13 protein-coding genes are annotated in these 13,364 nt (G+C 62.8%); 4 read left to right on the top strand and 9 right to left on the bottom strand.

All coding sequences use genetic code 11. From position 1 onward, the window contains the following. Window positions 1–221: 221 nt before the first annotated feature. Both ilvD and ACK59H_RS13705 read right to left on the bottom strand, forming a co-directional pair. Window positions 222–2,063 (bottom strand): dihydroxy-acid dehydratase, encoded by a 1,842-nt coding sequence (gene ilvD / locus ACK59H_RS13710; RefSeq protein WP_060480063.1) that lies wholly within the window; start codon window positions 2,061–2,063, stop codon window positions 222–224. A 270-nt stretch (window positions 2,064–2,333) separates the two neighbouring features. Then, window positions 2,334–3,530, bottom strand: coding sequence for a class I SAM-dependent rRNA methyltransferase (locus tag ACK59H_RS13705; protein WP_060480064.1), 1,197 nt, complete (start codon window positions 3,528–3,530; stop codon window positions 2,334–2,336). Between the two features lie 178 nt (window positions 3,531–3,708). On the opposite strand from ACK59H_RS13705, the gene ACK59H_RS13700 reads away from it, so the two are divergent. Beyond that, complete coding sequence (locus ACK59H_RS13700) at window positions 3,709–4,527, top strand: HDOD domain-containing protein (protein ID WP_186476459.1); 819 nt, start codon at window positions 3,709–3,711, stop codon at window positions 4,525–4,527. 3 nt (window positions 4,528–4,530) lie between these two features. Then, entirely contained in the window at window positions 4,531–5,343 is an 813-nt protein-coding gene (mutM, locus tag ACK59H_RS13695) for a bifunctional DNA-formamidopyrimidine glycosylase/DNA-(apurinic or apyrimidinic site) lyase (RefSeq protein ID WP_060480066.1), read from the top strand. A 152-nt stretch (window positions 5,344–5,495) separates the two neighbouring features. Here mutM and ACK59H_RS13690 read toward each other — a convergent pair whose 3' ends face one another. From ACK59H_RS13690 to ACK59H_RS13670, 5 genes are all read right to left on the bottom strand, one after another. Further along, complete coding sequence (locus tag ACK59H_RS13690) at window positions 5,496–5,747, bottom strand: YfhL family 4Fe-4S dicluster ferredoxin (RefSeq protein WP_060480067.1); 252 nt, start codon at window positions 5,745–5,747, stop codon at window positions 5,496–5,498. Between the two features lie 108 nt (window positions 5,748–5,855). Continuing rightward, a complete protein-coding gene (gene coaD / locus ACK59H_RS13685; RefSeq protein WP_060480068.1) occupies window positions 5,856–6,335 on the bottom strand; it encodes a pantetheine-phosphate adenylyltransferase in 480 nt (159 codons plus the stop codon). 111 nt (window positions 6,336–6,446) lie between these two features. Continuing rightward, window positions 6,447–8,045 carry a GMC family oxidoreductase gene (locus ACK59H_RS13680; RefSeq protein WP_060480069.1) on the bottom strand — a complete coding sequence of 533 codons (1,599 nt, stop codon included), beginning with the start codon at window positions 8,043–8,045 and terminating at the stop codon, window positions 6,447–6,449. Between the two features lie 17 nt (window positions 8,046–8,062). Beyond that, entirely contained in the window at window positions 8,063–8,548 is a 486-nt protein-coding gene (locus ACK59H_RS13675) for a hypothetical protein (protein WP_060480070.1), read from the bottom strand. Continuing rightward, window positions 8,548–9,978 carry a coniferyl aldehyde dehydrogenase gene (locus ACK59H_RS13670; protein ID WP_060480084.1) on the bottom strand — a complete coding sequence of 477 codons (1,431 nt, stop codon included), beginning with the start codon at window positions 9,976–9,978 and terminating at the stop codon, window positions 8,548–8,550. Before ACK59H_RS13670 ends, ACK59H_RS13675 begins: the two co-directional genes overlap by 1 nt. A 151-nt stretch (window positions 9,979–10,129) precedes the next feature. On the opposite strand from ACK59H_RS13670, the gene ACK59H_RS13665 reads away from it, so the two are divergent. Both ACK59H_RS13665 and ACK59H_RS13660 read left to right on the top strand, forming a co-directional pair. Next, window positions 10,130–10,795: a TetR/AcrR family transcriptional regulator gene (locus tag ACK59H_RS13665; RefSeq protein ID WP_060480071.1), complete on the top strand. Its 666-nt coding sequence runs from the start codon at window positions 10,130–10,132 to the stop codon at window positions 10,793–10,795. 34 nt (window positions 10,796–10,829) lie between these two features. Further along, a complete protein-coding gene (locus tag ACK59H_RS13660) occupies window positions 10,830–11,684 on the top strand; it encodes a sulfurtransferase (protein WP_060480072.1) in 855 nt (284 codons plus the stop codon). Window positions 11,685–11,697: 13 nt separating this feature from the next. On the opposite strand, the gene ACK59H_RS13655 is transcribed toward ACK59H_RS13660, so the two are convergent. Further along, window positions 11,698–12,690, bottom strand: coding sequence for a hydrolase (locus ACK59H_RS13655; RefSeq protein WP_060480085.1), 993 nt, complete (start codon window positions 12,688–12,690; stop codon window positions 11,698–11,700). 146 nt (window positions 12,691–12,836) lie between these two features. Then, on the bottom strand, window positions 12,837–13,364 hold a 528-nt coding region (gene rsmD, locus ACK59H_RS13650; protein ID WP_409264556.1), incomplete at its 5' end, for a 16S rRNA (guanine(966)-N(2))-methyltransferase RsmD.

The raw sequence follows: 13,364 nt of genomic DNA, 5'->3' as shown, positions 1-13,364 counted from the left end.
ATAATTGGCCCGAAACAAACGTAGGAGCGAGCAAAGCTCGCGATGCGCCGCGCGGGCGGCGCTCGATCTCCCAGGCGCTAAAAGGCTCAAATTGAACCCCAAAAAAAATCCGAAACCAGATCACTGGTATCGGATTTTTCGACCGCAAGCCTGGGCTCTAAGGCTTGAGTGAACAGCATTAGCGCCTGAGGCGCCGGTTGTTCTTTCAGCCCTTCAGAGCCTCACAGCCCTTCGAGCATCGCCTTGTTACGCACGGCACCCTTGTCGGCACTGGTGGCCAGCAAGGCGTAAGCCTTCAGCGCGGTAGTCACCTTGCGTGGGCGCACCTCAGCCGGTTTCCAGCCTTTTTTGTCCTGCTCGACACGGCGGTGAGCCAGTTCCTCGTCGCTGACCAGCAGGTTGATCGCACGGTTCGGGATGTCGATCAGCACCTTGTCGCCGTCGCGTACCAGGCCGATGGCGCCGCCAGCGGCAGCCTCCGGCGAGGCGTGGCCGATCGACAGGCCCGAGGTACCACCGGAGAAGCGACCGTCGGTGAGCAGCGCGCATGCCTTGCCCAGGCCTTTGGACTTCAGGTACGAGGTCGGGTAGAGCATCTCTTGCATGCCCGGGCCGCCTTTAGGGCCTTCGTAACGGATGATGACGATGTCGCCGGCCTTCACTTCGTCAGCGAGGATACCGCGCACGGCGCTGTCCTGGCTTTCGAAAATCTTGGCGGTGCCTTCGAACACGTGGATCGACTCGTCGACCCCGGCGGTTTTCACCACGCAGCCGTCTACCGCGATGTTGCCGTACAGCACAGCCAGGCCACCCTCTTGCGAGTAGGCGTGCTCGAAGCTGCGGATGCAGCCGTTTTCACGGTCGTCGTCCAGGGTGTCCCAGCGGGTCGACTGGCTGAACGCGGTCTGGGTCGGGATGCCGGCCGGGCCTGCCTTGAAGAAGGTGTGCACGGCTTCGTCATCGGTCTGGGTGATGTCCCACTTGGCGATGGCCTCTTCCATGCTGCGGCTATGCACGGTCGGCAGGTCGGTGTGCAGCAGGCCGCCGCGGGCCAGCGAGCCGAGGATGCTGAAGATGCCGCCGGCGCGGTGCACATCCTCCATGTGGTACTTCTGGATGTTCGGCGCCACTTTGCACAGCTGCGGCACCTTGCGCGACAGGCGGTCGATGTCGCGCAGGTCGAACGCTACCTCGCCTTCCTGGGCTGCGGCCAGCAGGTGCAGGATGGTGTTGGTCGAACCGCCCATGGCGATGTCGAGCATCATGGCGTTCTCGAACGCTTTGAAGTTGGCGATGCTGCGCGGCAGTACCGACTCGTCGTTTTCCTGGTAGTAACGCTTGCACAGCTCGACGATGGTGCGACCGGCAGTGAGGAACAGCTGCTCGCGGTCGGCGTGGGTGGCCAGGGTCGAGCCGTTGCCTGGCAGGGCCAGGCCCAAGGCTTCGGTCAGGCAGTTCATCGAGTTGGCGGTGAACATGCCCGAGCACGAACCGCAGGTAGGGCAGGCGCTACGCTCATACTCGGCGACTTTTTCGTCGGAAGCTGTGGAGTCGGCGGCGATGACCATCGCGTCGACCAGGTCCAGGCCGTGGCTGGCCAGTTTGGTCTTGCCGGCTTCCATAGGGCCGCCGGAAACGAAGATCACCGGGATGTTGAGGCGCAGGGCAGCCATCAGCATGCCGGGGGTGATCTTGTCGCAGTTGGAGATGCAGACGATGGCGTCGGCGCAGTGGGCGTTGACCATGTACTCGACAGCGTCGGCGATGATCTCGCGGCTTGGCAACGAATACAGCATGCCGTCGTGGCCCATGGCGATGCCGTCATCGACCGCAATGGTGTTGAATTCCTTGGCCACGCCACCGGCGCGTTCGATCTCGCGGGCTACCAGTTGACCCAGGTCCTTCAGGTGTACGTGGCCTGGGACGAACTGGGTGAACGAGTTGGCGATGGCGATGATCGGTTTCTTGAAGTCTTCGTCCTTCATCCCGGTAGCACGCCACAGGGCGCGGGCGCCGGCCATGTTGCGGCCTTGGGTTGAAGTCTTGGAACGATAATCAGGCATGAAACACTCCTGGCGGCTTAATCAGGTCACAAAAAGGGGAGTGAGCTTCTCTTGTCCTTTGTGCCGCAGGCCGGTTGCCACTGCACGGATGGGGCCGAAGACCGCGCGGGATCGCCGCGTGCTTGGCCAGAGCTCATAAACCCGCCGGGGATGACTGGCGATGGATAGGCCGATTCTACACCGCTGGCGCGGCGAGGGAATGCAGATGTGGATGGTTGGCGGGGCAATTGCAGCAGGAAAGGGCCGCGCGGCGGCCCTTTTTGGCAGATATCAGCTGTTGGGCAACAAGCGGCAGGTGATGCTCTTGATGTAGCGGGTCTCGGCGATTGCCGGGTGCACCGGGTGGTCAGGGCCTTGGCCACCGCGCTCCAATAGCTGCAGGTTGCGGTCCAGGTGGCGGGCGCTGGTCAGCAGAATGTTGTGCAGATCATCCTCGGGCAGGTGCATCGAGCACGAGGCGCTGACCAGAATACCGTCCTTGCTCAGCATGCGCATGGCCTGTTCGTTGAGGCGGCGGTAAGCGGCTTCACCGTTTTTCAGGTCTTTCTTGCGCTTGATGAAGGCGGGCGGGTCGGCAATGATCACGTCGAAGCGTTCTTCAGCGGCCTTGAGCTCGCGCAGGGCCTCGAACACATCGCCTTCGATGCAGGTCATCTTCTCGCTGATGCCGTTCAGCGCTGCGTTGCGCTCGACACCATCCAGGGCGAAGCCCGAAGCATCCACGCAGAATACTTCGCTGGCACCGAATGCGCCGGCCTGTACACCCCAACCACCGATGTAGCTGAACAGGTCGAGCACCCGCTTGCCTTTGACGTACGGGGCCAGGCGGGCGCGGTTCATACGGTGGTCGTAGAACCAGCCGGTTTTCTGGCCTTCGCGTACCGGGGCCTCGAACTTGACGCCGTTTTCCTCCAGAGCCACCCAGTCTGGCACTTCACCGTAGACCGTCTCGACATAGCGCTGCAGGCCTTCGGCGTCGCGGGCGGCGGAGTCGTTCTTGAACAGGATGCCGCTGGGCTTGAGCACCTGGATCAGCGCAGCGATCACGTCGTCCTTGTGCGCTTCCATGGTGGCCGAGGCCAGCTGCACGACGAGGATGTCATGGAAACGATCGACCACCAGGCCCGGCAGCAGGTCGGAATCGCCGTACACCAGGCGATAGCACGGCTGGTCGAACAGGCGCTCGCGCAGGGACAGTGCGACGTTCAGGCGGTGGACCAGCAGCGACTTGTCCAAAGCCAGCTTGATGTCGCGCGACAGCAGGCGGGCGCAGATCAGGTTGTTCGGGCTCAGCGCGACAATACCCAGGGGCTTGCCGTTGGCCGCTTCGAGCACAGCCTGCTGGCCGGCCTGAAAGCCTTGCAGCGGGGTCGCAGAAACGTCGACTTCGTTGCTGTAGACCCACAGGTGGCCGGCGCGCAGGCGGCGGTCGGCATTGGCTTTGAGGCGAAGGCTGGGCAGGGACATGACGTCGCTCCGGGAAAAAAGAGCGGGAGTATACCTTGTTGACCGCCTTTTCGGTTCGGGCTGCGACAAAGCGCAGGCGGCACCAACTGAGTTAGAATCGCTCGTCCCCAACGAGTAAGCACGCATGTCCCAAGAACTCAGCGCCGAACAGATCCAGCAAGCCTTGCAAGGCATTACCATTCCGCCGCAACCGCAGATCATGGTCGACCTGCAGTTCGAGCAGTACATGCCCGACCCGGACCTGGATACCATCGCCAAGCTGATTTCTCAGGACCCTGGCCTGGCCGGTGCTTTGCTCAAGCTGGTGAACTCGCCGCATTTCGGCCTGGCCAACAAGATTGGCTCGATTCAGCGTGCCGTGAACCTGCTGGGCAGCCGGTCGATCATCAATCTGATCAACGCACAGTCGATCAAAGGTGAGATGAGCGACGAGACCATCGTCACCCTCAACCGTTTCTGGGATACCGCACAAGACGTGGCCATGACCTGCCTGACCCTGGCCAAGCGCACCGGCATTCAGGCCGCTGACGAGGCCTACACTCTTGGGTTGTTCCACGACTGCGGCGTGCCGTTGATGCTCAAACGCTTCCCCGATTACATGCAGGTGCTGGAGGACGCTTACGCCAAGGCCAGTGAGCACACGCGTGTGGTCGATACCGAGAACCGAGCCTTCAATACCAACCATTCGGTGGTGGGTTACTTCACGGCCAAGTCCTGGCGCCTGCCAGAGCACATCAGTGCGGCGATTGCCAACCATCACAATGCACTGTCGATCTTCCGCGAAGATGCGTCACGCAATACCCAGAGCCAGTTGAAGAACCTGCTGGCTGTATTGAAGATGGCCGAGCACATCTGCGCCTCGTATCGGGTGCTGGGTAACCAGAGCGTGGACCACGAATGGCAGGTGGTCGGCCCCCTGGTGTTGGATTACGTCGGTTTGTCGGAGTACGACTTCGAAAACCTCAAGCAGAACATTCGCGAGCTGGGTGGGCACTGACCGATGCCGGAACTACCAGAAGTCGAAACCACCCGGCGGGGTATTGCGCCGCACCTGGAAGGCCAGCGCGTCAGCCGTGTCGTCGTGCGGGACGGGCGCCTGCGCTGGCCAGTGCCGGAAGATCTCGACGTGCGCCTGTCCGGGCAACGTATCGTCAGCGTCGAGCGGCGGGCGAAGTACCTGTTGATCAATGCCGAGGTCGGTACCTTGATCAGCCACCTGGGCATGTCGGGCAACCTGCGCTTGGTGGAGCAGGGCTTGCCGGCGGCCAAGCATGAGCACATCGATATCGAGCTGGAATCGGGGTTGATGCTGCGCTACACCGACCCGCGCCGCTTCGGTGCCATGCTCTGGAGCCCGGATCCGCTCAACCATCAATTGCTGCTGCGCCTGGGGCCTGAGCCGCTGACCGATTTGTTCGACGGGGAGCGGTTGTTCCAGCTTTCGCGCGGGCGTGCGATGGCGGTCAAGCCGTTCATCATGGATAACGCGGTGGTGGTGGGGGTGGGCAACATCTACGCGACCGAGGCGCTGTTCGCCGCCGGGATCGATCCACGCCGTGAGGCTGGCGGCATTTCCCGGGCCCGTTACCTGAAGCTTGCGATCGAAATCAAGCGCGTGCTGGCGGCGGCCATCGAGCGAGGCGGCACCACTTTGCGCGATTTTATTGGCGGTGACGGGCAGCCAGGTTACTTCCAGCAGGAATTGTTCGCCTATGGGCGCGGTGGGTTGCCTTGCAAGCTGTGCGGCACGCTGATGCGCGAGGTCAAGCTGGGGCAGCGGGCGAGCGTGTTCTGCCCGCGCTGCCAGCGATAACCTGGAGCTACTCACAGGGTTTTGCGTAGGCTATCTGCGCCGGCCCCTTGGCGGCTGAAGCCGCTCACACAGGTGGATGCTCGCCTCAATGGATGGGCAATCGCTGTAGGAGCAGGTTCAGCGTACGAGGGCCAAGCCCTCGCCAGGATTGATCAGGCCTTGCCGGTGATCCGCTGATACTTGGCCATCAGCTCGTCGTGGGTTTCCGGGTGCGCCTCATCCAGCGGGATGCAGTCAACCGGGCAAACCTGTTGGCACTGCGGCTCGTCATAATGACCGACGCACTGGGTGCATAGGTTAGGGTCGATCACGTAGATCTCTTCGCCTTGGGAGATGGCCTCGTTCGGGCACTCGGGTTCGCAGACGTCGCAGTTGATGCAATCGTCGGTGATGATCAGGGACATGGGGGCTCCGGCCGGGGCGCATCGCCCGGGCATGTTCAACGCTTTGGGCACAATTGTGCCGCATTCGCGCCCGCAGTGCACGCGGGCGCGACGATCAGGTGCGCTTTATCACTTCTTGAAACGTTCGGTCAGCGCATCCGCCACCGCAGGGTGGACGAACTTGGTGATATCTCCACCCAGGGCGGCAATCTCGCGCACCAGCGTCGAAGAAATGAACGAATAGCGCTCGGACGGCGTGAGGAACAGGCTCTCGACATCCGGTGCCAGTTGCCGGTTCATGTTTGCCAGCTGGAATTCGTACTCGAAGTCCGATACCGCGCGCAGGCCTCGTAGAAACACGTTCGCGCCCTTTTCCTTGGCGAAATGCGCCAGCAATGAGGAGAAGCCGATGACTTCGACATTGGGCAGGTGCTTGGTGACCTCGCGGGCCAGCTCGACCCGTTGCTCCAGCGGGAACAGAGGGTTCTTCTTCGGGCTGGCGGCCACTGCGATGATCACGTGATCGAACAGGCGAGAAGCGCGCTCGACCAGGTCGCCGTGGCCTTTGGTAATGGGGTCGAAAGTACCCGGGTACAACACTCGGTTCATCGCGTCATCCTGGCTGGAGTGCGTTGGGGAGTCGGATGGTAGCGCAGCGATTGCGCCCGGCCAAGTCATGGGGCCGGCTGATGGCACTATAGACAGGGCGTGTATTCGTTGTCATGCACTCTGTGCCAGGCGGCCGGCCAAGGCGTCGCAGAGCTTGGCGCTAATGGCATAGACCGACAATTGCGGGTTGGCGCCGATGCTGGTGGGAAATAGCGAGCCGTCATGGATCGAAAGGTTTTCCAATTGGTGGTGGCGGCCCAGGCTGTCGCAGACCGCGTGCCGTGGATCGTCACCCATCGCGCAGCCGCCCATGACATGCGCGCTGCCCAGGCGGGTGCGAAACGGCTCCAGGCGCAGAGCCTCGATCATGCGATGCGCCTGTTCCAGGCTGGCGGCAGCGCTGGCGTCGCTGTGCACCGGAGTGACCTGTGTGGCGCCCGCCGCGAACTGGATCTGCGCCATGCTGTGAAACGCCCGGCGCAGGCCCTCGCGCAGGTAGTCGGTGAGCGGATAATCGAGCACCGGCGAGCCGTCACCACGCAGCTGCACCTCGCCGCCGGCGCTTTGCGGATGAAAGCCGTCGCGCAGCAACGCCAGCATCACGTGGGTATGGGGCAGCTCGGCCATACGCCTGGCGTTATCGCTGCCGTAGCCCCCGAGCAGGGTGCTGGCCAGGGCAGGATGCAGGGGCGGCACTTCCAACTTGTAGCCCACCGCGCCGGTGATGCCGCCTTGCCACTGGAAGTGGTCGCTGTAAATCGATTGCGGAGCGCCGTAGAAAGGGTCGATGCGCTCAGCGAACCTCGCTGCACTGAAGTTGACCAGGTGCAGAAAGGTCCGTTTGCCCAACCGGCCGTGCGGGTCTGGGGCCTTGGAGCGCAGTAGCACGGCTGGGCTGTTGATGCCGCCACCAGCCAGGATGTAGTGGCGGGCCTGCACTCTGATCTGTCGACCAGTGGGGTGGACGCCTCCGGCATCCAGCGCTTGGCAGTGCAGTCGGGCGATGCGCTGGCCATCGTGCTCGAAGCGTTCTGCTCGAGCGAGGTAGAGCAGCGCTGAGCCGCTGTCCAGCATCGCCGGAATACGCGTGACCAGCATCGACTGCTTGGCGTTGACTGGGCAGCCCATGCCGCAATAGCCAAGGTTCCAGCAGCCGCGCACGTTGCGGGGAATCACCGCCCAGCGATACCCGAGCTGTTCGCAGCCGCGGCGCAGCACTTCATTGTTGGCATTGGCCGGCAGCGCCCATGGGCTGATCCCCAATTCGTGCTCCATGCGCTCGAACCATGGCTGCATTTCATGCTCGGACAAGCCCGACACATCGTGGGTCGCAGCCCAGTGCTGCAGCGTTTGCGGCGGCGTGCGGAAGCTCGAAGTCCAGTTGATCAGTGTGGTGCCGCCCACTGCACGGCCTTGCAGGATGGTAATGGCGCCATCCTTGCTCATGCGCCCCAGGCCCTCTTGATAAAGGCTGGCATAGGCCTGATCTTCGAGCATGTGGAAATCGCTGCTGGTTTTTAGCGGCCCCTCTTCGATCAATAGCACCTTGAAGCCGGCTGCACTGAGCATCTGCGCACTGGTGGCGCCGCCGGCACCACTGCCGATCACGGCGATGTCGGCCTCCAGCGTGAGATCTTGCTCCAAACGCGAGCCGTCATGGGTGATCCAGCCGCGCTCGAGGCCTTGGCGAAACGGGTCGGTTACAGGCATTGGCGATGCTCTTGTCGTCAGATCTTGGGTGGGCCGGGGTAGCTGCAGGCAGCCCAGGCCTGCGGGCATTCATACCAAGCCATCTGCAGCAGTTGCAGCAGCGCGGCGTGGCCCATGCGCAGCAGGTCCAGTGAGCTGTTTTGCCACCGTTGCAGAAATGCGGTGACCTGATCCGCACTGGCCTGCTCCCAGGCACCCCATACTCCAGTGAGGGGCCCGCGCGTCAGCGGCAGGTTGAGCACATCGAACAGTTGCCGAGTGAGCTTGAGCATTTGCGGGGAAAGCGCTGCCAGCTTGCGGTCGAGGCTTGGCAGCACCCACTCGTCGCTCGCTGCTGTGTCGGCCAGCACCACCGCGATCAATGCGCGCAATGCTGGCAAGTCATCGTCACGCAGCGCCTGGTAATTGGCAGCGGGCGTTTCGGCGCTACAGCCAATCAGGCTGACGCTGCTTAAAAACAGGCTGGCGCCCAGGCTCAAACGCAGCAGGTCGCGGCGCTGCATCAGCGGATGAACAGCTTGTAGATCAGGCGCTGCAAGGCCTTGCCATAAGGCGGATAGATCAGCCGAGCAGCATTGATGCGCTGTTTGGCTAGCACCGCCTTGGCCTTGCTGAAGGTCTGGAAACCCTCGTGCCCATGATAGTGCCCCATACCGGAGGGCCCGACTCCGCCAAAGGGCAGGTCGTCTTGGGCCACATGCAGCAGGGTATCGTTCAGGCACACACCGCCGCTATGGCTGTGCTGAAGAACATGTTGCTGCTCGCTACGGTCGTAACCGAAGTAGTAAAGCGCCAGGGGGCGCGGGCGCTGATTGATGTAGGCAAGCGCATCGTCGAGGTGATCGTAGGGTACCAAGGGCAGCAAAGGGCCGAAGATTTCGTCCTGCATGACCTGCATGCTGTCGTTGACCCGGGTCAGCAGATGCGGCGGCAGGCGGCGGCCCTGGCGCGGCTCCGCGGGATACAAGTCGATGACCTGGGCACCTTTGCTGCGCGCGTCATCCAGCAGGTGCTGCAGGCGTTGCAACTGCCGAGGGTTGATGATGGCGCTGTAGTCAGGGTTGTCAGCTATGCGTGGGTACATGCGTTGCACGGCGCTACGGTAGGCATCGGCGAAGTCGTTCAAGCGCTCACGCGGCACCAGCACGTAATCGGGGGCGACGCAGGTCTGGCCGGCGTTGAGGGTCTTGCCGAATGCAATGCGCTCGGCAGCGGTGCCCAGCGGTACATCGGCCGAAACGATGGCCGGGGACTTGCCGCCCAGCTCCAGGGTCACCGGCGTCAGATTGTGCGCAGCGGCCAGCATGACCTGGCGGCCGATGCTGGTGGCGCCGGTGAACAGCAGGTGGTCGAAGGGCAGGCGGGCGAAGGCTTGGCCGACTTCGATTTCGCCAAGGACCACGCTGACCAGGTCCTCGGGGAACACCTTCTCCAGCAAGGCTTTCAGCGCTTGGGCGCTGGCTGGGGTGGATTCACTCAACTTGAGCATGACACGGTTTCCGGCCGCCAGCGCGCCGGTCAATGGGCCAATGGCCAGGAACAGTGGGTAGTTCCACGGCACGATGATGCCCACCACTCCCAACGGTTGGTACAGCACGCGCGCACTGGCCGGCTGGAATGCCATGCCTACCGCGCGCCTTGCGGGGCGCATCCAGCGTTGCAGGTGGCGCTCGGCGTGGCGAATGCCCTGCACCGACGGCAATAGTTCGGCCAGGAGGGTTTCGTCGGTACTGCGGCCGCCGAAATCTTGGTCGATGGCTTCGATAAGCGCTTGCTGTTGTGCCAGCAATGCCTCGCGAAGGCTTTTCAACCACTGCCGCCGCTGCGCCGCCGACGGCATCGGGTTACCAGCAAAGGCCAGGCGCTGAGCGGCGAATGTGGCCTGCAAAGCAGTGTCGCAAAGCGCAGTCGATAGGGCGATGGGCGAGGTCACGAGGTTCATCCATTCGGGCGCGAAGTTACTAGAGCCTATACTCTAATCAGTGCGCTGGTGCGACTTTTTTCAGGGGCAGCAACGGTGCAACAGGGCGGCGATTCACCGTAAGATGGTCCACTATCCAACGCCTGCAGAATGGGAACTGAGCATGGCCCCGCGCATGAAGACTCGAGAGCGCATCGTGCAGAACAGCCTCGAGCTGTTCAATCAGCAGGGCGAACGCAGCGTCAGTACCAACCATATCGCCGCGCACATGGAGATTTCGCCCGGCAACCTTTACTACCACTTCCCCAACAAGCAGGCGATCATCGCCCTCTTGTTCAGCCAGTACGAAGAACTGGTAGACAGCTTCCTGCGCCCGCCCCAAGGCCGTGCAGCCACGGTCGAAGACAAGCGCTTCTACCTCAAAGCGTTGCTTGCGGCGATGTGGAACTACCGGTTTCTGCACCGTGATCTTGAGCATTTGCTGGAAAGCGACCCGGAGCTGGCGGCGCGTTATCGGCGCTTTTCCGAGCGTTGCCTGCGCCAAGCCCAGGCGATCTATCGTGGCTTCGTCGAGGCAGGGATCCTGACCATGGAAGCGGCGCAGATCGAGTCACTGACCATCAATGCCTGGATCGTGCTGACTTCTTGGGTACGCTTTCTCAGCACCACCCGTGAACATGCCGCGCACCTGAGTGAAGAAGCCTTCAAGCGTGGCGTCTATCAGGTGCTGGTGCTTGAACTGGGTTTCGTCACCAGCAATGCCCGCGGCGCAGTGGACGCGCTGTGCCAGGAATTCCACGTACCGTTCAATCAGGCCCTTGAACTCTAGCCCGGGCCGTCGTGCCATCGATCAGGAGATTGTCATGCCGCTTGCGCAATTGATCACCCCGCAACAACTGGCCGAGCGCCTAGGCTCGCCCAAGCTGGTGATTCTCGATTGTCGTTTCGCTTTGGAAGACGTGGACTACGGTCAGCGCAGCTATGCCCAAGGGCACATCGCTGGGGCGCATTTTGCCGATCTGGAAAGAGACCTGAGCGGGCCGGTGAGCAAGGGCCGTACCGGTCGCCACCCGCTGCCGAACCCACAGCGGTTGGTCGAGCGCCTGCGCGAATGGGGCCTGGACGACGACAGTGAGGTGGTGCTGTACGACGATGGCCCCGGCGCGTTCGCGGCCAGGGCGTGGTGGCTGTTGGTGTGGCTGGGCAAGCGCAGTGACGTGGCGATCCTCGACGGGGGCCTCAAGGCCTGGCATGCGGCCCACCTGCCGCTGAGCCTGGATGCGCCTGCCAGGCGCGAGGGTACGTTCAGCGGTGAACCGGATGCCAGCTTGCTGATCGATGCACAGCACCTGGCCAAGCGTCTGGGCAGCCCTGACCTGACCCTGATCGATGCCCGTGCGTTGCCGCGCTTTCGCGGTGAGGTAGAGCCGATCGACCCGGTTGGCGGTCATATTCCGGGCGCTCAGTGCGCGGCCTTCACCGAAAACCTCGCAGCGGACGGCCGCTTCCTGGCACCCGAGCAGCTACGGCAGCGTTTTGCCGAAAAGCTTTCGGGGCGTTCGCCAGAGCAACTGGTCGCATACTGCGGCTCTGGGGTGACCGCCTGCCACAACCTGTTTGCACTGGCGTTGGCAGGCTACCCGATGGGCAGGCTGTACGCCGGGTCCTGGAGCGAGTGGATCAACGACCCCGGTCATGGCATAGCGACCGGCGACTAGGCCGCAGTCAGCATCACTGGCCGTCGACGAGCCATTGTGGAATACGCCGCTCCAGGTAATAGCCAGGGTTGCGCAGGCTGCCGTCGACGAAGCCCACATGCCCACCGCGTGTATGCAGCTCGAACTGGGTTTGTGGTGCCAGTTCGCTGGCGGTGGGCAGGCTGTGGTCAAACACGAACGGGTCATCGGTGGACTGGATGATCAGGGTCGGCGTGCGGTTTTCGGCCAAATAGAAGCGGCTCGATGAGCGGCGATAATAATCGTGGGCATCGTTGAAGCCATTGAGCGGTGCGGTGACTTTGCCGTCGAAGTCCCAAAACGTTTTCATTCTGCCCAGCGGCCCGAGTCGGTCCAGCGCGGCCAGCCCCTCGTGGTCGCCAAGGTCGCGCAGATGCCGGTGTTTGACCTGAACGTAGGCCATCATCTCGCGCATGAAGTGTGCCTGGTAAACCTTGGAAAACCCTTGGCCGATACGGTCGGCGCACTGGTCGAGGCGAAACGGCACGGAAACCGCCACAGCCGCCTGCAACTGGCTGGCCGAACCACTTTCCCCCAGGTACTTGAGCAACACATTGCCGCCCAGGGAGTACCCCACGGCGTACAGCGGCGCCAAAGGGCGTTGGGCATGCAGGTGCGCGACGACTTCAGCCAAGTCTTCGCTGGCACCGGAATGGTAGCTGCGCGGCAGCAGGTTGGGCTCGCCGGAGCAGCCGCGCCAATTCAATGCAACGCTAGCCCAGCCGCGGGCTTGCAGCGTTTGCTGCAAGCCTTTGACATAGTGCGAGTGGGAGGAGCCGGTCAAACCATGCAGCACCAGCACCAGCGGTGTATCCGGGCTGTGCGGCCCGTGCCAGTCGAGGTCGAGAAAGTCGCCATCGGCCAGCCACAAACGTTCGCGGGTGCGCTGCAACGCAGGCAGTTTGCGCCACAACGGCCCCCACAGGGTTTGCAAGTGGGGGTTGGACAGACCGATGGCCGGGCGGAACGTGACGTTGAGACTGGGCATGCTGGGCGACTCGAAATAGGCCTGCTGGAACGTGCCATCGGCCCCCGCCGTTGTACCCTCGCCATTGGTGAGGGTACGCGTTGACCTCATGTTTTTAGCGTAGGCCGAAATGGCATTGCGTGGCGACGTGAGGAATTAGATCAGCCTCAGCCCCGCTGCCAGAGCGCGTAGTACACCTGGCCGGTTTTCTTTTCGCGGTGCAGGCGCCAGTTGGCGGGCATCGGCAGCGTAGACGGCGCCGCCTCGCTTTCGGTGTAGATCCAGGCCTGCTCCCCTAGCCACTGGTTCTGCTCCAGCAGGTTACAGGTATTGGCCAGTAGGTCCTGATGGAACGGTGGGTCGAGGAACACCACATCGAACTGTTGTTTTGCCGGGTTGTGTAGGTACCGCAACGCGTCGGTCTGCAATATTTGGCCGCGCGGGCAGCGCAGAATCTCGAGGTTGTTCTTCAGGTTGGCGATGGCGGCCGGATTGCTGTCCAGCGCCACCGCATCTTCGGCCCCACGGGACAAGGCTTCGAGTACCAAAGCGCCACTGCCGGTGAAGGCATCCAGCACGCGAGCGCCTTCGATATGTGGCGCCAGCCAGTTGAAGACCGTTTCGCGCACACGATCCGGGGTAGGGCGCAGGCCTTCGCCATCCGGCACCGCCAGGCGGCGGCTGCGCCACTCGCC

This window comes from Pseudomonas sp. KCJK9000 (genome assembly GCF_046230725.1).
Lineage (GTDB): Bacteria > Pseudomonadota > Gammaproteobacteria > Pseudomonadales > Pseudomonadaceae > Aquipseudomonas > Aquipseudomonas promysalinigenes.
This window is presented reverse-complemented; position numbering and strand designations above follow the sequence as displayed.

Coding starts and splice junctions, on each gene's coding strand:
- coaD (WP_060480068.1), bottom strand. CDS start 6,335: ATGAACCGAGTGTTGTACCCGGGTACTTTCGACCCCATTACCAAAGGC.
- mutM (WP_060480066.1), top strand. CDS start 4,531: ATGCCGGAACTACCAGAAGTCGAAACCACCCGGCGGGGTATTGCGCCG.
- ilvD (WP_060480063.1), bottom strand. CDS start 2,063: ATGCCTGATTATCGTTCCAAGACTTCAACCCAAGGCCGCAACATGGCC.
- ACK59H_RS13655 (WP_060480085.1), bottom strand. CDS start 12,690: ATGCCCAGTCTCAACGTCACGTTCCGCCCGGCCATCGGTCTGTCCAAC.
- ACK59H_RS13680 (WP_060480069.1), bottom strand. CDS start 8,045: ATGCCTGTAACCGACCCGTTTCGCCAAGGCCTCGAGCGCGGCTGGATC.
- ACK59H_RS13665 (WP_060480071.1), top strand. CDS start 10,130: ATGGCCCCGCGCATGAAGACTCGAGAGCGCATCGTGCAGAACAGCCTC.
- ACK59H_RS13705 (WP_060480064.1), bottom strand. CDS start 3,530: ATGTCCCTGCCCAGCCTTCGCCTCAAAGCCAATGCCGACCGCCGCCTG.
- ACK59H_RS13660 (WP_060480072.1), top strand. CDS start 10,830: ATGCCGCTTGCGCAATTGATCACCCCGCAACAACTGGCCGAGCGCCTA.
- ACK59H_RS13675 (WP_060480070.1), bottom strand. CDS start 8,548: ATGCAGCGCCGCGACCTGCTGCGTTTGAGCCTGGGCGCCAGCCTGTTT.
- ACK59H_RS13690 (WP_060480067.1), bottom strand. CDS start 5,747: ATGTCCCTGATCATCACCGACGATTGCATCAACTGCGACGTCTGCGAA.